This window comes from Allobosea sp. FBZP-16, assembly GCF_002831785.1.
GTDB classification, from domain to species: Bacteria; Pseudomonadota; Alphaproteobacteria; order Rhizobiales; family Beijerinckiaceae; genus Allobosea; species Allobosea lupini.
Map to the genome: position 1 here is coordinate 1 of NZ_LNCQ01000034.1, position 20,723 is coordinate 20,723.

The window sequence follows — 20,723 nt, forward strand, 5'->3', positions numbered from 1 at the left end:
CCACTATCAACCCCAAGGACTCTCGTTATGAACGAGGGAACTTCCGGGGGGCAGGTCAATGAGCTTGCCCGATCTCTCGGTCGACATATCGCAGACCATCTCGGCGCGCTGTCCTGTCTTCGTAATCAAACGAGCCATGGGTCGGTTCCTTCTGCGCGAGGGCGGGCACACCGCACACGCTCGGGATGACAGCCTGCCAATCATGTCCCTGTCTGCAAGCGTAGCGAGCCTTCGTATGGGAAATCATCGCTTGAATCGGTAGAGGCAAAAAATAATATGCGACCAAATCCTTAGGAATGGAGATATTGTCGCACGAGATCAACGTTATAAGGAAAGTGATCATTAGAAAAATATGAGAACATAACTGCATTTAAGAGATTTTTTGAGAGATATTTATTTTTTGACCTTGTAACAGATGAACTTTATCCCATATCCGAGCGTGATCGGTCGGTATTGAAATGCTGGCCGGGAGCGGTCGGGCGGTCGCCGGCACGCCTTTCCCCGTTCGTCGGAAACCTCCGACTGGATCGTTGTTTAGGAAGGAGACCCCAGTGACCAATCGCACCACGCAGGTCTCCGTCCACTTTTCGCGCCCATTCTTGCTGCCCGACTTCGAGGCACCGCTGCCGGCCGGGGAATACCGGGTCGACTATGACGAGGAATCGATCGAGAGCGCTTCAAGGCTGGCCTGGCGGCGTGTGGGCGGCTTCATCCATTTGCCGGCGATCGGAATGCCCGGGTCCTTACACCAGATGATTCCGATCGAGCCGGCTTATCTCGCTGCAGCCCTTGAAAAGGACCAGCGGCTGCCTTGATCGGCAGGAGTTGAACGGTCCGGGCCGAAGGTCGGTCGCCCATGTAAAGACAAGGCCCGCAAAGAACGGTCCCTTCGCCGAAATCCATGCCTTGCCGGCCCCGCCGCAGCCTCATTCGACAATCCCGTCGAACCGTCGAAGCCCGGCGATATTGGAGTTCGCCATGGCCCTCGAACTGGCTCGCTTGCAGGCCGTGCCGAAACCCTGGGGGTCACACGACCTCCAGCCATGGAGCGGTATCGATCATCATGACGTCGCCATCGGCGAAATCTGGTTACAGCGCGACGATTCGGCTCTTGACCCCGCTCTGCTGCTCAAGTTGCTGTTCACACGCGAGGCGCTGTCGATCCAGGTGCATCCGGATGACGAGGCAGCCCACGCGATGGGGCTTGCCCGCGGCAAGACCGAAGCCTGGTATGTGCTCGCTGCCGAGCCCGGTGCCATGGTGGCGCTCGGCTTGCAGTCATCGCTCTCGCAGGCGCAATTGCGAGACGCTATCAAGGACGGCTCGATTGCCGAGCGCATGTCGTGGCGAACCGCGGTGGCGGGAGATGTGATCTTCGTGCCGGCGGGGACGATCCACGCAATCGGTCCGGGCCTCGTGCTCGCCGAGATTCAGCAGCGCAGTGACACGACCTTCCGCCTGTTCGATCAAGGGCGCCAGCGCGAGCTCCATATCGAGCTCGGTGTTGCCGCCGCCTATGCCGGACCGGCTGCAAAACAGGTGCCGGCGCGCCGGCTGAGCGACGCCAGGACGCTGCTTCTGGCGACCTCGTTTTTCACCCTCGAGCGCTTCGAGCTTCCGCCGGAATCCCTATGGGAATTGCGCGCGCAGGCCGAGACCTGGCTGCTGGTGATCGCCGGAGAGGGCCGGATCGGGCCGTGGCGGGCGCACATGGGCGAAGGCTGCTTCGTGCAGGACGAGACAACGCATCTCGCCGCCGGGCGAACGGGCCTGACCTGCCTGATCGCCTATGACGCCGCCCTGCCAAAGCGCGACCTTTTGCGGCCGATCGCAGCTCGAAACCCCACCATCCCGGCCCACAGCACGAGTCACCGGCCCCTGCTACTCGCCGCCCTGGCGAAAGTGCAGAGTCCAACCGTAGAGGCACGATCATGACCGCACTCGACAGGATCGCCTTCATCGGCAATTCGCTGCCACGCCGCTGCGGCATCGCGACCTTCACCACGGATCTGCAGCAGGCGGTCGCCGCATCGGCCCCCGATCTGGCGACCTCGATCGTGGCGATGAACGATGGCGACGGTTACGACTATCCAGGCTCTGTCGGGTTCCAGATCCGCGACGAGCGGATAGAGGACTATGCGAGCGCTGCCGACTTCCTGAACGAGGGCCGGTTCGACGTCGTCTCGCTGCAGCATGAATTCGGCATCTTCGGTGGCGAAGCGGGCGCGCATGTCGCCGGATTGCTGGCACGGCTGACGATGCCGGTTGTCACCACGCTTCATACCGTCCTGTCGAAGCCGAGCCCCGCGCAGCGCGGCGTCATGGAGCGGATCGTCGATGCCTCGTCGCGCGTCGTCGTCATGGCGGAGAAAGGCCGCGACATGCTGCGCACCATCTACCGGCTTCCCGCCGACAAGATCGAGGTGATCGCGCATGGCATCCCCGATTTCGCCTTTGTCGAGCCTGACGAGGCCAAGGCCAGGCTCGGTTTCGCCGGCCGCTCGGTGATCCTGACTTTCGGTCTGCTGTCGCCCAACAAAGGCATCGAGGTGATGATCGATGCGATGCCGTCGATCCTGAGACGCCGGCCCGATGCCGTCTATGTCGTCCTGGGAGCCACCCACCCCCATCTCGTCCGCGAGCAGGGCGAAACCTATCGCATCGGCCTGCAGAAGCGCGTCCATGAACTCGGCATCGAGGACCACGTCGTCTTCCTCGATCAATTCGTCGACCGCGAGACGCTGCTCGGCTTCATCGCGATGTGCGACGTCTACGTCACGCCCTATCTCAACGAGGCGCAGATGACCTCGGGCACGCTGGCCTACAGCTTCGGGCTCGGAAAAGCGGTCGTCTCGACGCCGTATTGGCATGCCCAGGAATTGCTCGCCGATGGCCGCGGCGTGCTGGTGCCGTTCAGCGACGTCGTCGCGACCGGCAACGAGATCGCAGGATTGCTGACCGACTCGACCAGGCGGCAGGCCATGCGCCGGCGCGCCTATGCCAGCAGCCGCTCCATGACATGGGAGCAGACCGCAAAGCGCTATCTCAGCACATTCGAGACGGCGCGGCGCAGCCGTTTGCTGAACGTGGTCGCGGGGACGGCGCAGGCAAGACCTCCCCTTCTGCCTTCCGCGCCGCCGGAGCTGCGGACGGATCACCTGCACTGCATGTGCGACGACACTGGACTCTTCCAGCACGCCGTCCATTCCGTGCCGGACCGCGCACACGGCTACTGCGTCGACGACAATGCCCGGGCGCTGCTGCTGTCCTGCCTTCTCGGCAGTGCCGGCGAGCGGCACCTAGCCGAGCCTCTGACGGCGCGGTTCGCCTCCTTCGTTCAGCATGCCTGGAATCCGCAGGCGCGGCGCTTCCGCAACTTCATGAGCTTCGATCGGCGCTGGCTCGAGGAGGTCGGCTCGGAAGACAGCCATGGCCGGACGCTCTGGGCTCTCGGCGAATGCGCGCGCAGCGACACCAGCCCGTCACGGCGGCGCTGGGCCGCGGCGCTGTTCGCCGAAGCGCTGCCCGCGGCCGAGAGCTTCAGTTCGCCTCGGGCCTGGGGATTCGCCCTGCTCGGCCTCGACGCCTACTGCGCCGTGGTCGCCGCGCCATCCTCCACCATCCAGCTGCGCACCCTGCTGGCGGACCGTCTGCTCGCCCTGCTGTCGACGGTCCAGACGCCGGACTGGGTCTGGTTCGAGGAAGGTCTCTCCTATGACAACGCGCGGTTGCCACAGGCCTTGATCGCCACCGGGCTTTCGATGCAGGTTCCCGCCTATGTCGATGCCGGCTTGCGCTCGCTGCGTTGGCTGGTTGGGGTGCAGAGCACACCTGCCGGCCTGTTCCGACCGGTGGGTTCGGAGAGCTTCGGCGACAGGCTCAGCCCACCGAAGGCGTTCGACCAGCAGCCTCTGGAGGCCACGGCGACCATTTCAGCCTGCCTTGCCGCCTGGCGCGCCGATGGTGACGCGCAATGGCGGACGGAAGCATTGCGCGCCTTCGCCTGGTTCATGGGCGAGAACGACCTGTCGACACCGCTCGTCGATCTTGAAACCGGCGCCTGCCGCGATGGTCTCCACCGCGATCGGCCGAATGAGAACCGCGGCGGTGAATCCGTGGTATCCTACCTTCTCAGCCTCGCCGAGATTCGCCAGCTCTCCCGCATGAGTGGGGACCGCCCGAAACTGGCGCCGCTTCGGGTCTTGCACGCCTGAGCCTTCGGCGATCCGCACAAACCGAACTGGGGCCGCCTTGCCGCAAGCCACCTTCCTGAACCTGCAGGCTTTGCATCTGCATCCCGATCCCGCTCGGGTCGTGGTGCGTCGCTTCGGGCCCTCGCCCGATCCGCGCGACATGAACCCGACCGACAAGCTGCGCGCGAACCACATCGTCGCGCGCGTGATGGGGCTGGACCAGGAGGCGGCGGCAGGCCAGCTCGCCGAGGTGCTGGAGAACTTCAATGGCCGGCACCGGAACTTGCTGGAGCGCTTCGAGGCGCGCGCCGACGAGATGGAGGAGGTGTTCACCACGCATTGCAAGTTCAGCAGGACGCAACGCCAGCTGGTCGGATCCTATTTCCTGCACGAGTACTCGTTCGAGGCGGCAGCCCTCTTCAATCCAAGCATTGTCTCGCACCCCGACCAGTCCGGCGCTCCGCCTGGCGGGCGCCGCTTCATCCTCAGCCTGCGCGCTGTCGGCGAGGGGCATATCTCGTCCCTGACCTTCCGCTCCGGCACGATCGCGGCCGACGGCAGCCTGAGCGTCGATCCGACCTCGCGCCTCGCGACGATCGCGACCTTCCGCAATCGCATGGTGCGCCTCGACGGCGACGATGTCGAAGTGGCGTTCGCCCCGGACGGCGACATCAGCGAGCGGGTGATCTTTCCGATCACGGCCTCGCAGTCGAACGGGATCGAGGATGCGCGCTTCGTCGAGTTCGATGAGGGCGGGCGCAGCGTGTTTCGCGCGACCTACACAGCCTATAACGGCAGGGGGATACGCTCCGAGCTGATCGAGACGAACGACTTCCTGTCGTTCCGGATGTCGCCGCTGCGGGGCAGCGCCGCCGTGAACAAGGGCATGGCGCTGTTCCCGCGCAAGATCGCCGGCCGCTACGCCATGATCGCGCGGCAGGACAATGAGAACCTCTATCTCGTCTATTCGGACGACCTGATGAACTGGGACGGCGGCGTCGCGATCCTGAAGCCGCAATACCCCTGGGAGTTCATCCAGATCGGAACTTGCGGCTCCCCGATCGAGCTCGACGAAGGCTGGCTCTTGTTCACCCATGGCGTCGGGCCGGTGCGGCGCTATGCGATCGGCGCCGTCCTGCTCGACAAGCAGGATCCGTCGAAGGTGCTTGCGCGTTCGCGCGAGCCCCTGGTCCGGCCGGAGCCGTCCGAGCGCGAGGGCTATGTTCCCAATGTCGTCTACACCTGCGGTGCGATGCGCCACCGGGACCAGATCGTCCTCCCCTATGCGGTTTCCGACACCTACTGCAATTTCGCGACGATCAGGATCGAGGCGCTGCTGCAGGCCCTGAGCCCGGTCAGCGCCGACGAAACGCATGATCTGCGGCAGGGCGCCTTCCCTGAGAAAGAGCATGAACATGACCCAAGATAAGCCCACGACCCACCGCTCGATCACGCCGGGAGACATGGTCCGGCTGTCCTTCGGCTTCGCCGATCAGTCCGGTGCGGGTGACTACGAGATCGTGCGGATCATGCCGACGCGGGCGAGCGGTGAGCGCGAATACCGCGTTCGCGGCGCCGACGGCCATGAGCGGGCGATCGGCCATGACCAGATTGTTTCGGACAGCCCAGGATCGGTGCGCAGCCGCGTCGTGTGACGCTTGCTCAAGGCGCGTCTCCTACCCCACGCCGACCCACTCCGGAGAAGACACTTGGCAGAGAACTCGAAATCCCGCGTGACCGCAGATGCTGCGTTCCTGAGAACGCAAACCCAGTCGTTGTCGCGCAATCGCGTGCTGTCCGAAACGGACACCATCAATCAGGCGCGCGACGCCAACACGGCGCGCTTGAGGGCATTGCGGCTGCAGAAGGAGGCCGTCGACCGAGCCGCTGCAGCGTCGGCGCCCTAGCGCAAACGGCCTGTCTGACGCGCTTGATGACGGTCTCCGGGGACCGACCACTAGACCACGCTCCGGATTGGTTGAAGCACGCCCCTTGAGCTCCTCGGATCGGGGGCCGACGAACGGAGATCGTTTGGACATCGACGTGACACGTAAGCCGGACGGAACGGCCTGGCTGCTGACCGACCTGCTGGGTCGAGCGATGGGATATGTCGAGGACAGGGCGGAGGGCGAATTCATGATCTACCCTGCCGGCCAGGCGATCGAAACGATGCAGGCCATGCGGCGAGGCCCATTCGGGTCGCTCGATGCCGCGCTGGCCGAGATCGAGCGCTTTACCCGGGGAACCTGCCGGCGCGTCGTCGACGATGAGCGGCCCGATCCCGATGACTGAGCAAGGCCGTCCAGCGGCGCGCAGAGATTGGCTACGCCGAAGCGGGCTTGGATCGCTTCGCAAGCCTTTTGATCGGGGTGTCGTCCGGCAGCTCGATCAGCTTCGCCTTGCGCGCCGCCCTGGCCTGGTCGGAGATCGGCAGTTCCGACAGCGCCTCATCGATATGCCGGCCCGCCAGCGAACGCGCAGCCCGCTGCTGCCGCTTCCTGACGACATTGCGCGGAGCATCCGCCGGGAGCGACAGCTCCATGTCGTGGTCTCCGACCGGCGGCCTCCCTGTCTCGGGGGCCGGATCGGGACGAATCGATGGAACCTTACGAAAATTGGTCATGAAGAGCGAACTGTCGCCGCGGGGTTATTGTTCCGGTTTGCGGCGAGATTGCTGGTAAAGCAGACCGTTGTCTCCCGGCCGCGCGCGGTGAGGCGATGATGCCCACGCCATGGTGGCAGAGCGGCGTGATCTACCAGATCTATCCGCGCTCGTTCCAGGATAGCAACGGCGATGGGATCGGCGACCTCCCGGGTATCACGCGGCGGCTGAACTATATTGCCGAACTCGGCGTCGATGCGATCTGGATTTCGCCGATCTACCCCTCGCCGATGGCCGATTTCGGCTACGATGTCTCCGATTACTGCGACGTCGATCCTCGCTTCGGCACGCTCGCCGATTTCGACGACCTGCTGGCGCAGGCCCATGCGCGCGGGCTTAAGCTCCTGCTGGATTTCGTGCCAAACCATACCTCCGACCGGCATCCCTGGTTCGCCGAAAGCCGCTCCTCGCGCAGCAATCCGAAACGGGACTGGTATCTCTGGCGCGATCCTGCCCCCGGGGGCGGGCCGCCCAACAACTGGATCAGCGATTTCGGCGGCCCTGCCTGGGAATGGGACGAGGCCAGCGGCCAGTACTACTATCATGCCTTCCTGAAGCAGCAGCCGGACCTCAACTGGCGCAACCCGGCCGTACAGGCAGCGATGCACGACGTGCTGCGCTTCTGGCTCGACCGCGGCGTCGACGGCTTCCGCATCGACGTGCTTTGGCACCTGATCAAGGCGGCCGACTTCCCCGACAATCCGCCGAACCCGGCCTACGCACCAGCGCTCGGCGAGATGGATCGCCTGCTCCAGCTGCATTCGACCGACCAGCCCGAGGTCCACCACATCGCAGCCGGCATGCGTGCCCTCGCGGATGACGATCAGGCCGCGGGACAGGGCGAGCGCCTGTTGATCGGGGAGATCTATCTGCCGGTCGAGCGGCTGATGCACTATTATGGCGAGGGTCGGCCTGGCGTGCATCTGCCCGGCAATTTCCAGCTGATCGAGGCGCCTTGGCAGGCGCGGGCGCTGGCGGCGCTCATCATCGCCTACGAGGCGGCGCTGCCGCCTGGCGCGTGGCCCAACTGGGTCCTTGGCAATCATGACCGACCGCGCGTCGCGACCAGATTGGGAGGAAGCCAGGCTCGGGTCGCAGCGATGCTGCTATTGACCCTGCGTGGCACGCCCACCCTCTATTATGGCGATGAGGTCGGGCTGAGAGATGTGCCGATCCCACCCGACCAGGTCCAGGATCCACGCGAGCTACGCCAGCCCGGCAAGGGCCTCGGGCGCGATCCGGTCCGCACGCCGATGCCGTGGGACGCCAGTGCGCATGCCGGCTTCAGCACCGCTGCGCCCTGGCTGCCGCTCAACGCCGACTGGCCAGCCCGGAACGTGGAGCGTCAATCGGCCGAGCCGGGCTCGATGCTGGCGCTGCATCGCCAATTGCTCGCGGTCCGACGCACCCATCCTGCACTGGCTATCGGTGATGTCGCGCTGCTGGATGCCGAGGGCGATATACTCGCCTATGAGCGCCGGCATGGTGCGGAGCGGCTGATCGTGGCGCTCAATCTCGGGGAGAAGCCGCAACGCCTGGCCTTGCCGGACTGGGCGCATGGTTGCCGCCCCCTCCTGTCCACGCTCGCCGATGCGGCGCCGGTGCAAGACGGCGCTTTGCTGCTGCGGCCGAACGAGGGCGTGATCCTGACGCTCGCCGACTGACCAGAGGGAGGGGCGAACGGATGCGCATCGCCATGCTGGCGCCGATCTCCTGGCGCACGCCGCCGCGCCACTACGGCCCCTGGGAGCTGGTGACGAGCCTGTTGACCGAGGCCCTGTTGGCGCGCGGCGTCGACGTCACCCTGTTCGCCACCCGGGACAGTCATACGGCGGGCACCTTGGCCGGCATCTGCCCGGCGCCGTACTCCGAAGACCCGACGATCGACGCCAAGGTCTGGGAGCTGCTGCACGTCGCCCATGTCTTCGAACGCGCCGGCGAGTTCGATATCATCCACAACCAGGCCGATTTTGTGCCGCTCGCCTTCTCGCGCCTGGCCAACACGCCGGTGGTGACGACGATCCACGGCTTCTCCTCGGAGCGCATCCTGCCGGCCTTCAAGGCCTATGAGGACCGGGCCCATTATGTCGCGATCAGCGCCGCGGACCGGCACCCCGATCTGCGTTATGCCGCGACGATCCATCACGGCATCAGGATCGAGGATTTTCCGTTCGATCCGGTAGGGAGCGAGGACCTGCTCTTCTTCGGCCGCATCCACCCCGACAAGGGAGCGGCCGAGGCGATCGCCGCCGCGCGCGCAGCCGGCCGGCGGCTGGTCATGGCCGGCATCATCCAGGATCGCGGCTACCACGACGCGCAGGTCGCGCCCGCGCTCGAAAGCGAGAGCCTGGTCTATCTCGGACCAGTGGGCGGCAGCGCCCGCACGCAAACGCTCGGCTCCGCCAAGGCGTTGCTGCACCTGATCAACTTCGAGGAGCCGTTCGGATTGTCGGTCATCGAGGCGCTTGCCTGCGGCACGCCCGTCATCGCCTCCCGCCGCGGCTCGATGCCGGAATTGATCGAGCACGGCGTGACCGGGTTCTTGGTCGATAGCATTGAGGAGGCCGTGGCTGCGATCGCACGCCTCTCCGAGATCGACCGTGCTGCCTGCCGGGCAGCCGTCGCGGCGCGCTTCACCGTCGAGCGAATGGCCGATCGCTATCTCAAGCTATATCGGTCCATCCTCGGATAAACCACATGCGCTCCCGCCGGGCGGAGGCGCGCGGCTCCCAAGGGATCCCCGCGGAGAAATAACGTGCGCTTTCCTCAGCCCTGGCCTAGGCTGCAACTCTGCTTCGACAGGACTCGCCTGGGTTCGCCCCCAGGTAGCCGCGGCAGCTGCTAGCCGGCCGCACTGCACCGAGCCCTTGCTCGCCCCTCCTGAGTGACATCCGCGCCTGCTGTTTCGCATGCGCATTTCAATGGGCGGCTGCTGCGAGGCGCCCAGCTTCGGCCGGCACGACCCGAGAGATCGCGCCCCGCGATCTCCGAACGAGGACGAGAACGGCATGTCTAAAGGCGAACGACGCGGAAACCGAGAGGCCAAGAAGCCGAAGCAGGACAAGCCTAAACTTGCAGCTCCCGCCCCCAACAGTCTTGCCGCTGTGGTCGTGAAGGCCGCAGCGCCAAAGAGGAAGTAGCGTTCAGTGCTCTCGGGCAGCGGTCTGATGGACCGAGTTCATGCTGCGAGTGTCAGCGAACCGACAGGGACAATGATGATCCGTTTCAGGACGATCGAGCCGAAGCCGGCCGCAAACACCAATAAGCCGACGAACATCCCGACAGCCGCGCCGGCCGAACCCGCGCCGGCTGCCGGCAAGGTCACGCCGCGGCAAACCGACGTCCCCGGGAAGCCCGGGGGCCAGTCGCCGGGGGAGAAACGCGAGCACGATTAAAAGTCGGCAGCAGTCAATCGATGGTAGCTCTGGCGCTTGCGGGAATAGGCTGCCCCAGCAGCCTTCTGGATGGTCGCGAGATGGCCATCATACGCCCGCAGCATCGACGCTTCGCCCGGCCCGGCTGACGAGTCGATGCTGCGCAACGCTCCGAGCTCGACCTCGAATGCAATCTCCAGGGCCGAATCGGAGCCCCAGAAGCACACACAGTCCCGTGCGGAGTCATATCGCCGGATCGGATTGGGAAAGTGGAGGCTCATCGGATCATCCTCCAGGGTTGACCAGGTTAAGGCGCGCCACCGGTGCGCTGGGGTCGTTGTCACGCGACGCCGAGAGGCTGCGTCGCGCGACAAGGTGCAGGCCGGTCGCAATCCCGCGCGACGAATGGAGCCGGCTCAGGTTTTCGGAACGCCCAGGGCTGCCGCGCAGGCCTTGGCCACGTCCGAATCGGGCGAAGGACTCCCGGGCATTGTCGCCCATCCACCTTTCGCGATGAAATCCCCCTGCTGCCAGGAACTGATCTTCTTGAGTTCTACGAGTTGCTCGGTCGCGTTGGCCTGCTGCTGGAACTTCGCCACGCAGATCGGCGAGAGTGCCGCCACAAGAGCGGTGCTCGAACGTGCCCTGGCTTCTCGCTCCGCCGTGCTGTGCGTCACCCACCCACCCCAGGTGAAACCAATGATCGCAACGGCAATAGCCCCGCCGACGGCGCCCCAGGCGGCCGGCTTCAGTTCTGCTGGAATTTTCATGATGTCGGACTTTCCGAACCGGAAGAAAATCTCCCGTAGAAAAGCATATCACGGTTTGAGAGTGACTGATCATCATTTGATTCGATTCAATTATTTCTTCAACGACATATTTAGATGAAGCATCGAAATATTCGACGAGCCCATTTTCTTCGATGATCGCGACGTGTCGATCCGGCATACGGGTCTCTGCGGCGTGCATCTGCAATGGCCTGGCGCTGATGCGGCTATAGCCATCTGCCTGGCGTGGAACAGAGCTGCCCTTCACAAGTTGGGCTGAGATCGAGCGGCCATCGGGCCATCCACAATGCGCCGCAGGCGGCGCCCTGAAAGTACTATCCACATGACAGATTATACCGCCCGTGGCGTCGCCGACGGCACTGCTGCACGCGCGTCCTCCGCTGTGTCCTGGAGCGCTGTACTGGGAGGTGCCGTCGTCAGCGCGTCGATCTCCCTTATGCTCCTCGCAGCCGGCGCCGGGCTTGGCTTCACCTCCGTTTCGCCCTGGTCGAGCGCTGGCGTCACCGCCACGACGTTCGGCATCGCTGCCCTGGCCTGGCTGGCAATTGTTCACCTTCTGGCGGCCGGTGCCGGCGGCTATCTCGCCGGCCGGCTGCGCACCAAGCGCGTCGGTCTACACACTGACGAGGTCGCGTTCCGCGACACGGCGCACGGCTTCATGACTTGGGCCGTCAGCGCGATTGTCACCGCACTGCTGCTGGCCTCGACCGCGTCTGCGATCATTGGCGGCACAGCACGGCTTGGCGCCAGCGCAGCGTCAGGGGTCGCATCGTCCGTCTCCGGCATGGCGGGCCAGGCGGCCGGTCGCGTCGATCTGACAAATCTGGACCCCTCCGCGTACTTGACGGATTCCCTGTTTCGTACCGACCGTCCGGCTCCGTCTTCGGCCGACGCTGCCCCGGCCCGCGCCGAGGTCGGCCGGATCGTCGCGATGAGCATCCGCAATGGCGACATGGCGCCTGCCGACAAGACCTATGTCGCGAGCGTGATCGCGGCTCAGACCGGCATCAGCCAGCCTGATGCCGAAAAGCGCATCAACGACGCCATAGCCAAGACGAAGGAAGTCGCCGCCAAGGCCGAGCAGACGGCTCGCGAGACGGCCGACATTGCCCGAAAAGGCGCTGCTTCCTTCGCCCTGGCAACCTTCATCGCGATGCTGATCGGAGCGCTGGCTTCAAGCTATGGCGCAACTGTCGGAGGCCGTGCCCGCGACAAGGTCGAGGCCTGATCCCCAAGCCTGCACCCTTAAAACCTGGAGAGACAAACATGGCCACGACTGCACCCAAAGCCCTCGACGACATGTTCCATGACATGCTCAAGGACGTTTATTACGCCGAGAAGCAGATCCTGAAGGCGCTGCCCAAGATGGCGAAGGCAGCCAAGTCCCCGGACCTGAAAAAGGCCTTCGAGACCCATCGCACCGAGACCGAGAACCATGTCGAGCGCCTGAGCGACGTGTTCGAAGCGATCGGCAAGGCGCCCCGTGGCAAGACCTGCGACGCGATTCTCGGCATCCTCGAGGAAGGCAAGGCCGTGATGGAGGACTACGCCGACAGCCCGGCCCTGGATGCCGGTCTCGTCGCCTCCGCACAGGCGGTCGAGCACTACGAGATGACCCGCTACGGCACGCTCAAATCCTGGGCCAAGCAGCTTGGCCACAAGGAGGCGGTTGCATTGCTGGATGCGACCCTCGCCGAGGAGACCAAGACGGACAAGCTGCTGACGCAGCTCGGCGAGCCGGCCAACTCGGCGGCCGTCGCCAAAGCGGCCTGATCCGCAGAGGTATCAGGAAGGGCTCGCCGAGCGGTGTTCGGCGAGCCTTTCCTTGGCGTTGTCACATTGTCTGCAGGCGCCCTTGCTATCGACGTCGTTCCGTTATGGATTCGAGCCACATGGCGCGACTGGGAAAGGGCCTGAATTGCACCAGCCGACGCAGGGGCGCTTCCACTTCGATCGTGCCGAGCTTTGGGCCGATGGTCTGATCCATGGGCTCGGAATCGTGCTGGGGGTCGGCGCAGTCGCGTACCTGATCGTGCGCGTCGTCGCAGCAGCTCCGATCCCTGATGTGATTCCCGTTGCGATCTACAGCTGCGCGCTGATCGCCGTTCTCATCATCTCCGCCATCTACAACATGCTGCCGGTTTCGCCGGTGAAGTGGCTGATGCGGCGTTTCGACCATTCGGCCATCTACCTCCTGATCGCGGGAACCTATACGCCTTTCCTGGCGCGAATGGGCGAGAGTGCGGCGGCGCATGTCCTCCTGGCCGTCGTCTGGATCGCATCGGCTGTCGGCGTCGTGCTCAAGGTCGCCTTACCCGGCCGATATGATCGGCTGTCGATTGCGCTCTATCTCCTCATGGGCTGGAGCGGCATCTTCGCCTGGGAGAGCATCGTGCAGCTTCCGAGCCTCGCCTTGTGGCTGATCGTGACGGGTGGTCTTCTTTACACGCTGGGCGTGGTCTTTCACGTCTGGCAGACGCTTCCCTTCCAGAACGCCATCTGGCACGCTTTCGTGCTCGTCGCCTCCGGCTGTTTCTACGGGGCCGTGTTTCAGGCCTATGCGATCGCTCCATCGAGCTGACGGCGCTTAGGGCCTTTCACGGAGCGGCTGGCGGGTACTCGCTCGCAGCCTCGGGAACTGGGAGTGACCCTGCCGATGAGAGCCAGCGGCTCCGGGAGAACCATATTCCTCTGCGGCATGCGTGTGTCACGATCGCCGCGACAGCTCCGATTTTTGATTTGATCTCAATGTGATGTGCTACTGTTAGTCTCAGCTCCTCAGGCTGACGCAAGCAAGAGACGGAAATGGCGCATCACTATGACGTCGGCGACCAGGTCAGCCTGGCTTTCGGCTTTCACGACCAGAATGCCATCGGGCTCTATACGGTCACGCGCCGCTTGCCCTCGCTTGTCGACGGCGAGCCTCAGTATCGCGTGAGGGGTCTCGATGATCGGGAACGCGTGATCGGTGAAGCGCAGATCAATGGTTCAGCCCGACAACGCAATGCGGATCGGCCTGCCCGGTCACGCCACCCAAACAAGCCACTAACCGAGATGTTCGGTCCTTCGGGCACCGAAAAGAAATAGACACGCAAATTTCTTGAAGGCCGTGCTCCCATTCCGGGCGATGCAGAAGCTTCTCTTTCATCGAGCTGTTTCTGACTCCATCTGAAACCTCGGAAAATGCTGCCCATGGAAGGGCTCGCGATAATGCCGGCGCCATCTCCGCAGCGGATTGCGCTTTTCGGCGATCAGCCCATCATGCTTGCTGGCCTTAACGCACTTGTCGGAGCAGTCCCCGGTGCGACCATAATCGGCGTGCCATCGACGATGTTTGATGCGGTCGAATTCATTCGCTCGCAGAGCCCCGAAGTAGCCATCATCTCTATCGGTACGCTGAGGCCGGCCGGTCTTGCCTTCGTAAGGCGCATTCTGGGCGTGGCACCGCTCATTCTGATCTTGCTTGTCTGCGACGATCGCGATGCGAGCGCGATCAAGGCAGCATTTCAGCTCGGCATCGCAGGTTATCTGCTGAATGGCGCTTCCAACGACAGACTGCTGCAAGCCCTAAAGGCTGTTCGGGCCGGCGGGCTGTACCTCGATGGAGGCCTGGCGCTGTCGATGCGAGAATTAAGACGCCCCATAGGCAGCCTGGAAAGTCGCCTCGACAACCCGGATGACGCACTGAGCGAACGCGAAATACAGGTTCTCCGACTCGTCGTCTCAAACAATTCGAACAAGAGCATCGCACACCAGACCGGCTTGAGCGTCAGGTCAGTCGAAACCTATCGCTTCCGCGCCTGTAGGAAACTAGGTTTGTCTTCGCGAGGAGACATCATGCGATATGGCTCGGATCGTGGATGGACGCTTTTTGATTGACGACCTGGGGCCTTGGTCGCCGCAGGCCAGATGACTGTCTTTCCGGCAGCTCCATTTTATTGAGCATTGCGACATACTCGACGCGAGGCCGTTGGGTCCTCGTCACCGCCAAAATCCGCGGTTACCTCGCGGTTGCCGTCTCGTCGGTCCACGCTATTCCACCAGCGTCCGGGGGGTTCACGCCAGTCCATCCAATGTAATCTGGAAGGGAGCGAAGCGCGTGAATTCCAATTGACAGCCACGAACGCCAGTGGAACATCAGAACACTATAGTAATTCCCTTGCCAAAGTTGGGGTCGAGGGTTCGAATCCCTTCGCCCGCTCCAGACAATCTCAATAGCGCCAGTTACTTGCCAGGGCCGCGAAAGCGGCCCTTCGCTGTTGAGCAAACGATGCTGCCACTATGCTACCTCGATTGAGCATAGCACCGTGCCGCCTTCCGGCTCCCTTGTCGATTCAGGGCTCTGCATTCATCGCGTTCCGTTTCGGCGCGACGCCGAAGGTGCGGGGATACTTCCGTCTGAACTGGGACGGGCTCTACCCGAGACGTTTTCTCGGTCAAGGACGTGCTGATCGAGCGATTCCGAAAGCCTGCCCGCAGCGGCACTTTGGACGCCCTATTCTGGTGATTTCCGACCACGACCGTCTCGATGTGGCGATTCGTCGGCTGTGGCGGCTTAATCGTCGTTGATTTCCGGCCCGGGACGCGGACGTCACCGCCTCGGGTCCGCTGAGCGTTTCTGACCCATGGCGATGTGGGCGGCCGACCCTAGCAAAATGAAGTCGGTTCGACGCTGCTGACTTGTCCCGTCCTGAATGAATGCCGATCTCCTGGCGATGATTCACGAACGCATCAGGGTGATCGACCTGGAGACTGCGGGAGGCGGCCCGCAAGACGTCTGCGAGATCGGATGGCAGGACGTCGCGCGCGACGTCGATGGCCGTTGGCTCATCAACGAGGAGCGTGGTTCGCTCTTCGTCGATCCCGGCCGCGCGATCTCGGCTGACACCATGGCGGTCCATCACATCCGCGATATCGACGTGGTGGGCGCGCCATTCTGGAAGCAGATCGCGCCGTCCGTGCTGCGCCCTGAAGGCGGCGTGGTCGCGCTCGCGGCTCATCGGGCCGGCTTCGAGATGCGCTACTGCTCCGCGTCGCTGACCGGAGGCGCACGCTGGATTTGTACCTGGAAATGCGCGCTGCGGCTGTGGCCACATCTTCCGCGCTTCTCGAACCAGATGCTGCGCTATCAGCGCATGCCGGAGGGGCTGATCCACGAGCTCGGTCTCCCGGCCCATCGCGCGATGCCTGACGCCTATGTCACCGCCCATCACCTGCGCGACATGCTCAATGAGGTATCGCTCGACCAACTGCTGCTCTGGAGTAGCGAACCCGGGCTTCTGCCGCGCGTGCCTTCCGGCCCAGCCCGCGGCAAGAGCTGGGATCAGGCCCCTGAGGCGGCATTGCGCAACTTGGCGCTGGATCGCGAGATTGATATCCGCTTTAGCGCCGAGACGGAGTTGAGGCGGCGAGGAGAACTTCTGGGCCCGGAGCCATTGACACCCGTCCAGCCGAGCCTGCTGTGATCGCACGTCCGGAGGGAATGCGTGCGAGGAGGCCAACTGGAACGTCGTTGTGCTCCGGCGGTTAACAGGCCGGCCCCGAAGGCAGAGTTCGGGTACGGATTCTCGGGCATGACATCGGCTTCATCCCCATCGGTCGCGGAATGGCCGCTTCCTTCATCGACGACGCTTGGCTCCTCGGTCAGGATGAAGGGGATCGAACGCGAGCTGCGCCGTCGTCTTCCTTGGACCATGCGGAAGCACCTCATTGTCGATGCTGGGCTCGTCATCCTTTCGGTGCCTGATGCGGAGCACTTCGCTGCGCTCGCCAGCCGTATCGGCGATGCGCTCGAAAGCATCACCGAATTGCCCATGCTTCCGAGCGAGATCGAGGATGTCCTCGGGATCTCTTCGCTCGAGCGTCACAAGTGGCTGGAGGACGGTCGCCTGCGAAGTGTTGGGACGCGTACCGTGAAGCTCCGCGGACGCGCCCGCACTGTGACCTTCCACGTCTTCGACCCACGACACATCGAGACAATCCTCGACGGCGATTTGCCCACAATCTGGCGGGAGGAGGATGCGATCCGGAGTGCCGAGAATCGTCGGCGCGCTGCGGCGAAGGCAGCCCTCGCCCGGAAGCGCAAGGCCGACTCCGGTCCCAGCGAAACCGAACGGGAGGCCGCCGAGGAGGCGTCGCCAAGCCTCGCAGGCTGGGACGAATTCGACGCCGACGGGCTGCTTCGGTGATTTGGGGCAAGGCTGCAAGCGGTCGGTGGGACACACAGTTCGTACTGGCGCCACTTGCGTGCAGTGAGCCTTGGCCGGAAACCAGATGGTCAACTATCCGTCTGGCTGGAGCGGCGGGCTGCATCGTCGTCTCCAAAGCTGCCCGCTTGCCCCGACTGTCAAAAGACCCGGCGTTCCTTGCGGATCGAGCCGTCGCGATGAACGTCAAGCTCGACCTTCTCGCCGCGCGAGTTGGTCGCCGAGACGACCATGTGCTTCTTCTCGGGGCGCATCTGGCCGGCATAGGCGAAGCCTGCCTTCTCGATCAGTGTCTTGATCGCGCCCTCGTCGCGCACCAACGTCGTGTCTTCCTGCTTCCTGATGCGGCCGTCGAACTCGACATGGAGCTCATAGCTGCGACCGTCCGCTGCAACAGCCGCAACCTCGGCGTGATGCTTCTTGACGTCGATCACGCGGGCATCGCGGAAGCCGGCCGTGGTCACGGCCTGTATGACGGCGTCCGCGCGATAGGCCGCGTCGGCTCCGCGGCGGCTGCCGGGGCGCTCGCCCGGTCCGGCATCGGGCCCACGGCCGAGTTCGATGCGCGGACCGCCCGCTTTCGCGATTGCCGAGGCATGGACGAAACCGTCGCGTTGCATGCCGTCGACGACGACCTTGTCTCCCGGCGCGAGCGGTGCGCGCACGCGCCCCTCGGGGCCGGTCTCGACGAGCGTTCGTCCGGCAGGCCCCTCGACGATGACCTTGTTGCCGAAGACCTCGCGAACCTCACCCTCCAGACGCACCATGCCGACACTCTGGGTCGAAGACGGCGGGGCCGGCTGACCGACGGCGGAGACGATGCCCGACAGGCTCGCTACGACGGCGGCCGGCGCCAGGATGGCAAGAGGAAGATATGATTTCAGGGACATCAGCGAAACTCCTGTTGCGATGAAGCGTATCCTGAACCGACATCGCCATCACCAGCCTGAACCTTTCCGTTCAGTTTCGGTTCAGGCGGCTCCGATAGGCCACCACGATGAGAACGCTGATCGCCCTCGCGCTTCTAGCCTGCCTATGCGGTATCGGCGCGGCCGGCGCGGCACCGTCCGGCAAGATCGGCCAGGCACGGATCGGTGAAGCCCGGGCGGCCGCAGTGGCGCAGGAGCGCGTCATGGGCGAGGTCATCGATGTCGAACTCGACGACGCCGAAGACGATGAACCCGGAGATGAAGTCTACGACGTCAGGCTGCTGACTCCAGTGGGGGATGTGATCAGCGTGCGGATCGCTGCGATCGACGGTCGATATCTCAGCGCCGAGGGGCCCGATCTTGCCCGTGCGCTGCGTGGCCCTGCGACAAAGCGGCCGGCGCCATGAAGCTTCTGGTGATCGAGGACGATCCGGCCCTGTCGCGCTCGCTGTGCGACGCTTTGCGGGCGGAGGGCTGCGCCGTCGATCTTGCCAGGGACGGCGAAGACGGGCTGCATCTGGGCTCGACCGAAACCTATGATGCCGCGCTCGTCGATCTCGGCCTGCCCAAGGTGGATGGCCTGCGGATCATCGCCGAATGGCGCCGCAGCCAGCGACAGCTGCCGATCCTCGTGCTGACCGCCCGCGACGACTGGACCAGCAAGGTCGAGGGTTTCAAGGCCGGCGCCGATGATTACCTCGTCAAGCCGGTGCGGGTCGAAGAGGTGATCATGCGGCTGCGTGCCCTGGTGCGGCGCGCCGCGGGGCACGCCAATCCCGAGATCGTTTGCGGGCCGCTGCGCTTCAACGCGCAGATCGCGACCTTCACCTTCGAGGGGCTGCCGCTCAAGCTGACAGCTCTGGAATGGCGCGTCCTCTCGACGTTGATCCTGCGTAAAGGCTTGACGGTGCAGCGCGGGGAGCTGTTCGAGCGGGTTTATGAGGGCGACGCCCAAACCGATTCCAACTCCCTCGAGGTCATCGTCGCGCGGCTGCGCAAGAAGATCGGCGCCGGGCGGATCGAGACGGCCCGAGGTCTCGGCTACCGGCTGGTCTGCGATGGCTGATCGGCGCCGTCCTTCGCTTGCGCGTCGGCTCTGGCTGGCTGCGGTCACCTTCGTCCTGATCGCTCTCCTGATCGCTGGCGTGGTGATCGACCGCGCGCTCGACCGGTTCACGGCCCTGCAGATCGACCAACGCCTCGATGCGCAGCTGCTGGCACTTGCCTCGGCGCTCACCGTCGGCTCGGACGGTGCGGTCCGGCTGCGGCGCGATCTCGATCTGCCGCCCTACGACCGGGCCTTGTCGGGCTGGTACTGGCAGGTGACGGGAGGCGATGCACTGCTGCGCTCGCGCTCGCTCGGTGACGCGACACTGGCCCTGACGGAGCCGATCAAGGGGCCGCGCGAAGAGCCGCTGCATTTGCGCCACCGGACGGTTCGGCTCGCGAGCGGCTCCGAGCCCTTCGAACTCGTCGCGGCAGCGCCGCGCGAAGCGCTCAGCGCGCCGATCCGTACCGCACGGAGGACGCTGGCCATCACGCTGGGCGCCCTTGCGCTCGCGCTGATGGGCGCGGTCACGGCTCAGGTCTTCCTCGTCCTGCTGCCGCTGCGGCGCCTATCGCGCGCGCTGGCGGAAGTGCGCGCCGGCCGCACGCGCAGTGTCCCGGAGAGTCAGCCGGCCGAAGTGGCCGACCTGGTCGTCGAACTCAATGCGTTGCTTGCTCAAAATGCCGACCAGACCGAGCGTGCACGGAGTCATATCGGCAATCTCGCCCATGGCCTGAAGACGCCCTTGGCGACGCTCGCGGCGGAGCTCAGGCCCGGACACGATGTCGATCGCGAAGCTTTGCGCGCGCTGGTCGAGGGTATGGACAGGCGCATCGCCCATCATCTGCGTCGTGCACGCTCCGCTGCGCTGCTCGGGGGGCGACATTTCCGGACACGGCTCGCCCCCCAGATCGACGATCTCGTTCTGGCGCTGTCCAAGATCCACGTCGATCGCAGCCTGCGCTTCAGCGTCTCGATACCGGGCGACATCGAGCTGGCCTGCGACGTCAACGACGTCAACGAGATGTGCGGCAACCTCCTCGACAACGCCTGCAAATGGGCGGCATCGGACGTCGCGATCAGCGCCGAGCGCCTTCAACACAGCGTCGTCATAAGTGTTCGGGACGACGGCGTAGGCATCAGCGCGAACGCGGCGGAGGTTGCCCTAAGCCGCGGCGGGCGGCTCGATGAGGTCACGCCAGGAACAGGATTTGGTCTCCCGATCACGCGAGAGATCGCGGCCCTTTACGGAGGTGACGTCAGCTTGAACCAGCTGCAGCCGGGTCTGCTTGTCAAACTGACCCTCCCAAGCGCTGATTAGCGAAAATTCCGCCACACTCGGTCTCCTGGGCGCGGCCTTGCTGCCGGTGATGCGCCAATAGCTGGCTCTGCTGCGCTGCCGGAAGCCGGCCGTTCGAGGAGCGAAATTGCCCTACAGCCGATACATCCCAAGCGGCGGTTGGGCCCTCTGAGCCCTCATTTCCCGTTTCCGCCTGCCATCGAGAAAGCAAGCTGCTGCATTC

At 64.4% G+C, this 20,723-nt stretch carries 24 protein-coding genes; 20 read left to right on the top strand and 4 right to left on the bottom strand.

What is annotated here, in order from left to right; genetic code table 11:
* Positions 1 to 551: 551 nt before the first annotated feature.
* The 7 genes from CXY91_RS18965 to CXY91_RS18995 all read left to right on the top strand — a co-directional run bounded on the left by CXY91_RS18965 (position 552) and on the right by CXY91_RS18995 (position 6,485).
* Positions 552 to 815 carry a hypothetical protein gene (locus CXY91_RS18965; protein ID WP_091842438.1) on the top strand — a complete coding sequence of 88 codons (264 nt, stop codon included), beginning with the start codon at positions 552 to 554 and terminating at the stop codon, positions 813 to 815.
* Positions 816 to 978: 163 nt separating this feature from the next.
* Positions 979 to 1,935, top strand: coding sequence for a class I mannose-6-phosphate isomerase (locus CXY91_RS18970; RefSeq protein ID WP_199777506.1), 957 nt, complete (start codon positions 979 to 981; stop codon positions 1,933 to 1,935).
* A complete protein-coding gene (locus tag CXY91_RS18975; protein ID WP_100962799.1) occupies positions 1,932 to 4,214 on the top strand; it encodes a glycosyltransferase family 4 protein in 2,283 nt (760 codons plus the stop codon). Before CXY91_RS18970 ends, CXY91_RS18975 begins: the two co-directional genes overlap by 4 nt.
* A 37-nt stretch (positions 4,215 to 4,251) precedes the next feature.
* A complete protein-coding gene (locus CXY91_RS18980) occupies positions 4,252 to 5,622 on the top strand; it encodes a glycoside hydrolase family 130 protein (RefSeq protein WP_100962800.1) in 1,371 nt (456 codons plus the stop codon).
* The gene (locus tag CXY91_RS18985; RefSeq protein ID WP_158673494.1) at positions 5,609 to 5,848 is read left to right on the top strand and encodes a hypothetical protein; all 240 of its coding nucleotides are present in this window, start codon (positions 5,609 to 5,611) and stop codon (positions 5,846 to 5,848) included. Before CXY91_RS18980 ends, CXY91_RS18985 begins: the two co-directional genes overlap by 14 nt.
* A 54-nt stretch (positions 5,849 to 5,902) precedes the next feature.
* Positions 5,903 to 6,100 carry a hypothetical protein gene (locus tag CXY91_RS18990; RefSeq protein WP_100962801.1) on the top strand — a complete coding sequence of 66 codons (198 nt, stop codon included), beginning with the start codon at positions 5,903 to 5,905 and terminating at the stop codon, positions 6,098 to 6,100.
* A gap of 124 nt (positions 6,101 to 6,224) precedes the next feature.
* Positions 6,225 to 6,485, top strand: coding sequence for a hypothetical protein (locus CXY91_RS18995; RefSeq protein WP_100962802.1), 261 nt, complete (start codon positions 6,225 to 6,227; stop codon positions 6,483 to 6,485).
* Positions 6,486 to 6,516: 31 nt separating this feature from the next.
* Here the strand turns inward: CXY91_RS18995 and CXY91_RS19000 are convergent, their stop codons facing one another.
* The gene (locus tag CXY91_RS19000; protein WP_100962803.1) at positions 6,517 to 6,735 is read right to left on the bottom strand and encodes a hypothetical protein; all 219 of its coding nucleotides are present in this window, start codon (positions 6,733 to 6,735) and stop codon (positions 6,517 to 6,519) included.
* Between the two features lie 176 nt (positions 6,736 to 6,911).
* Between CXY91_RS19000 and CXY91_RS19005 the strand changes: the two genes are divergently transcribed.
* From CXY91_RS19005 to CXY91_RS19015, 3 genes are all read left to right on the top strand, one after another.
* Positions 6,912 to 8,519 carry an alpha-amylase family glycosyl hydrolase gene (locus CXY91_RS19005; RefSeq protein WP_100962804.1) on the top strand — a complete coding sequence of 536 codons (1,608 nt, stop codon included), beginning with the start codon at positions 6,912 to 6,914 and terminating at the stop codon, positions 8,517 to 8,519.
* A 20-nt stretch (positions 8,520 to 8,539) separates the two neighbouring features.
* Positions 8,540 to 9,547 carry a glycosyltransferase family 4 protein gene (locus CXY91_RS19010; protein ID WP_100962805.1) on the top strand — a complete coding sequence of 336 codons (1,008 nt, stop codon included), beginning with the start codon at positions 8,540 to 8,542 and terminating at the stop codon, positions 9,545 to 9,547.
* 520 nt (positions 9,548 to 10,067) lie between these two features.
* Positions 10,068 to 10,250, top strand: coding sequence for a hypothetical protein (locus CXY91_RS19015; protein ID WP_100962806.1), 183 nt, complete (start codon positions 10,068 to 10,070; stop codon positions 10,248 to 10,250).
* On the opposite strand, the gene CXY91_RS19020 is transcribed toward CXY91_RS19015, so the two are convergent.
* Together CXY91_RS19020 and CXY91_RS19025 are read right to left on the bottom strand one after the other, a co-directional pair.
* Positions 10,247 to 10,510 carry a DUF1488 family protein gene (locus tag CXY91_RS19020; RefSeq protein ID WP_100962807.1) on the bottom strand — a complete coding sequence of 88 codons (264 nt, stop codon included), beginning with the start codon at positions 10,508 to 10,510 and terminating at the stop codon, positions 10,247 to 10,249. The two genes, CXY91_RS19015 and CXY91_RS19020, sit on opposite strands and share 4 nt — an antisense overlap.
* A 135-nt stretch (positions 10,511 to 10,645) precedes the next feature.
* Entirely contained in the window at positions 10,646 to 10,999 is a 354-nt protein-coding gene (locus tag CXY91_RS19025; RefSeq protein ID WP_100962808.1) for a hypothetical protein, read from the bottom strand.
* A 454-nt stretch (positions 11,000 to 11,453) separates the two neighbouring features.
* Here CXY91_RS19025 and CXY91_RS19030 point away from each other — a divergent pair, with 454 nt between their 5' ends.
* The 7 genes from CXY91_RS19030 (at position 11,454) to CXY91_RS19060 (ending at position 17,205) form a co-directional block, all read left to right on the top strand.
* A complete protein-coding gene (locus CXY91_RS19030; RefSeq protein WP_199777507.1) occupies positions 11,454 to 12,245 on the top strand; it encodes a hypothetical protein in 792 nt (263 codons plus the stop codon).
* 38 nt (positions 12,246 to 12,283) lie between these two features.
* Complete coding sequence (locus CXY91_RS19035) at positions 12,284 to 12,790, top strand: YciE/YciF ferroxidase family protein (protein ID WP_091842470.1); 507 nt, start codon at positions 12,284 to 12,286, stop codon at positions 12,788 to 12,790.
* A 145-nt stretch (positions 12,791 to 12,935) separates the two neighbouring features.
* A complete protein-coding gene (gene trhA / locus CXY91_RS19040; protein ID WP_100962810.1) occupies positions 12,936 to 13,598 on the top strand; it encodes a PAQR family membrane homeostasis protein TrhA in 663 nt (220 codons plus the stop codon).
* 224 nt (positions 13,599 to 13,822) lie between these two features.
* On the top strand, positions 13,823 to 14,104 hold the full coding sequence (locus CXY91_RS19045; protein WP_100962811.1) for a hypothetical protein: 282 nt from the start codon (positions 13,823 to 13,825) through the stop codon (positions 14,102 to 14,104).
* A gap of 105 nt (positions 14,105 to 14,209) precedes the next feature.
* Positions 14,210 to 14,896 (top strand): LuxR C-terminal-related transcriptional regulator, encoded by a 687-nt coding sequence (locus CXY91_RS19050; RefSeq protein WP_158673495.1) that lies wholly within the window; start codon positions 14,210 to 14,212, stop codon positions 14,894 to 14,896.
* A gap of 815 nt (positions 14,897 to 15,711) precedes the next feature.
* On the top strand, positions 15,712 to 16,482 hold the full coding sequence (locus CXY91_RS19055) for a 3'-5' exonuclease (RefSeq protein WP_199777508.1): 771 nt from the start codon (positions 15,712 to 15,714) through the stop codon (positions 16,480 to 16,482).
* 183 nt (positions 16,483 to 16,665) lie between these two features.
* Positions 16,666 to 17,205 carry a hypothetical protein gene (locus CXY91_RS19060; RefSeq protein WP_248307553.1) on the top strand — a complete coding sequence of 180 codons (540 nt, stop codon included), beginning with the start codon at positions 16,666 to 16,668 and terminating at the stop codon, positions 17,203 to 17,205.
* Positions 17,206 to 17,363: 158 nt separating this feature from the next.
* On the opposite strand, the gene CXY91_RS19065 is transcribed toward CXY91_RS19060, so the two are convergent.
* Positions 17,364 to 18,113: a hypothetical protein gene (locus CXY91_RS19065; RefSeq protein ID WP_100962814.1), complete on the bottom strand. Its 750-nt coding sequence runs from the start codon at positions 18,111 to 18,113 to the stop codon at positions 17,364 to 17,366.
* Between the two features lie 107 nt (positions 18,114 to 18,220).
* Between CXY91_RS19065 and CXY91_RS19070 the strand changes: the two genes are divergently transcribed.
* From CXY91_RS19070 to CXY91_RS19080, 3 genes are read left to right on the top strand one after another with little or no spacing between them, the layout of a single operon-like run.
* The gene (locus tag CXY91_RS19070) at positions 18,221 to 18,559 is read left to right on the top strand and encodes a PepSY domain-containing protein (RefSeq protein ID WP_100962815.1); all 339 of its coding nucleotides are present in this window, start codon (positions 18,221 to 18,223) and stop codon (positions 18,557 to 18,559) included.
* Positions 18,556 to 19,218 (top strand): response regulator transcription factor, encoded by a 663-nt coding sequence (locus tag CXY91_RS19075; protein ID WP_091842484.1) that lies wholly within the window; start codon positions 18,556 to 18,558, stop codon positions 19,216 to 19,218. Before CXY91_RS19070 ends, CXY91_RS19075 begins: the two co-directional genes overlap by 4 nt.
* Positions 19,211 to 20,521 (top strand): sensor histidine kinase, encoded by a 1,311-nt coding sequence (locus CXY91_RS19080; RefSeq protein ID WP_100962816.1) that lies wholly within the window; start codon positions 19,211 to 19,213, stop codon positions 20,519 to 20,521. Before CXY91_RS19075 ends, CXY91_RS19080 begins: the two co-directional genes overlap by 8 nt.
* Positions 20,522 to 20,723 lie beyond the last annotated feature (202 nt).

Coding starts and splice junctions, on each gene's coding strand:
- CXY91_RS18970 (WP_199777506.1), top strand. CDS start 979: ATGGCCCTCGAACTGGCTCGCTTGCAGGCCGTGCCGAAACCCTGGGGG.
- CXY91_RS18975 (WP_100962799.1), top strand. CDS start 1,932: ATGACCGCACTCGACAGGATCGCCTTCATCGGCAATTCGCTGCCACGC.
- CXY91_RS18985 (WP_158673494.1), top strand. CDS start 5,609: ATGACCCAAGATAAGCCCACGACCCACCGCTCGATCACGCCGGGAGAC.
- CXY91_RS19000 (WP_100962803.1), bottom strand. CDS start 6,735: ATGGAGCTGTCGCTCCCGGCGGATGCTCCGCGCAATGTCGTCAGGAAG.
- CXY91_RS19005 (WP_100962804.1), top strand. CDS start 6,912: ATGATGCCCACGCCATGGTGGCAGAGCGGCGTGATCTACCAGATCTAT.
- CXY91_RS19010 (WP_100962805.1), top strand. CDS start 8,540: ATGCGCATCGCCATGCTGGCGCCGATCTCCTGGCGCACGCCGCCGCGC.
- CXY91_RS19015 (WP_100962806.1), top strand. CDS start 10,068: ATGATGATCCGTTTCAGGACGATCGAGCCGAAGCCGGCCGCAAACACC.
- CXY91_RS19020 (WP_100962807.1), bottom strand. CDS start 10,510: ATGAGCCTCCACTTTCCCAATCCGATCCGGCGATATGACTCCGCACGG.
- CXY91_RS19025 (WP_100962808.1), bottom strand. CDS start 10,999: ATGAAAATTCCAGCAGAACTGAAGCCGGCCGCCTGGGGCGCCGTCGGC.
- CXY91_RS19030 (WP_199777507.1), top strand. CDS start 11,454: ATGCTCCTCGCAGCCGGCGCCGGGCTTGGCTTCACCTCCGTTTCGCCC.
- CXY91_RS19035 (WP_091842470.1), top strand. CDS start 12,284: ATGGCCACGACTGCACCCAAAGCCCTCGACGACATGTTCCATGACATG.
- CXY91_RS19045 (WP_100962811.1), top strand. CDS start 13,823: ATGGCGCATCACTATGACGTCGGCGACCAGGTCAGCCTGGCTTTCGGC.
- CXY91_RS19050 (WP_158673495.1), top strand. CDS start 14,210: ATGGAAGGGCTCGCGATAATGCCGGCGCCATCTCCGCAGCGGATTGCG.
- CXY91_RS19055 (WP_199777508.1), top strand. CDS start 15,712: ATGAATGCCGATCTCCTGGCGATGATTCACGAACGCATCAGGGTGATC.
- CXY91_RS19060 (WP_248307553.1), top strand. CDS start 16,666: ATGAAGGGGATCGAACGCGAGCTGCGCCGTCGTCTTCCTTGGACCATG.
- CXY91_RS19065 (WP_100962814.1), bottom strand. CDS start 18,113: ATGTCCCTGAAATCATATCTTCCTCTTGCCATCCTGGCGCCGGCCGCC.
- CXY91_RS19070 (WP_100962815.1), top strand. CDS start 18,221: ATGAGAACGCTGATCGCCCTCGCGCTTCTAGCCTGCCTATGCGGTATC.
- CXY91_RS19075 (WP_091842484.1), top strand. CDS start 18,556: ATGAAGCTTCTGGTGATCGAGGACGATCCGGCCCTGTCGCGCTCGCTG.
- CXY91_RS19080 (WP_100962816.1), top strand. CDS start 19,211: ATGGCTGATCGGCGCCGTCCTTCGCTTGCGCGTCGGCTCTGGCTGGCT.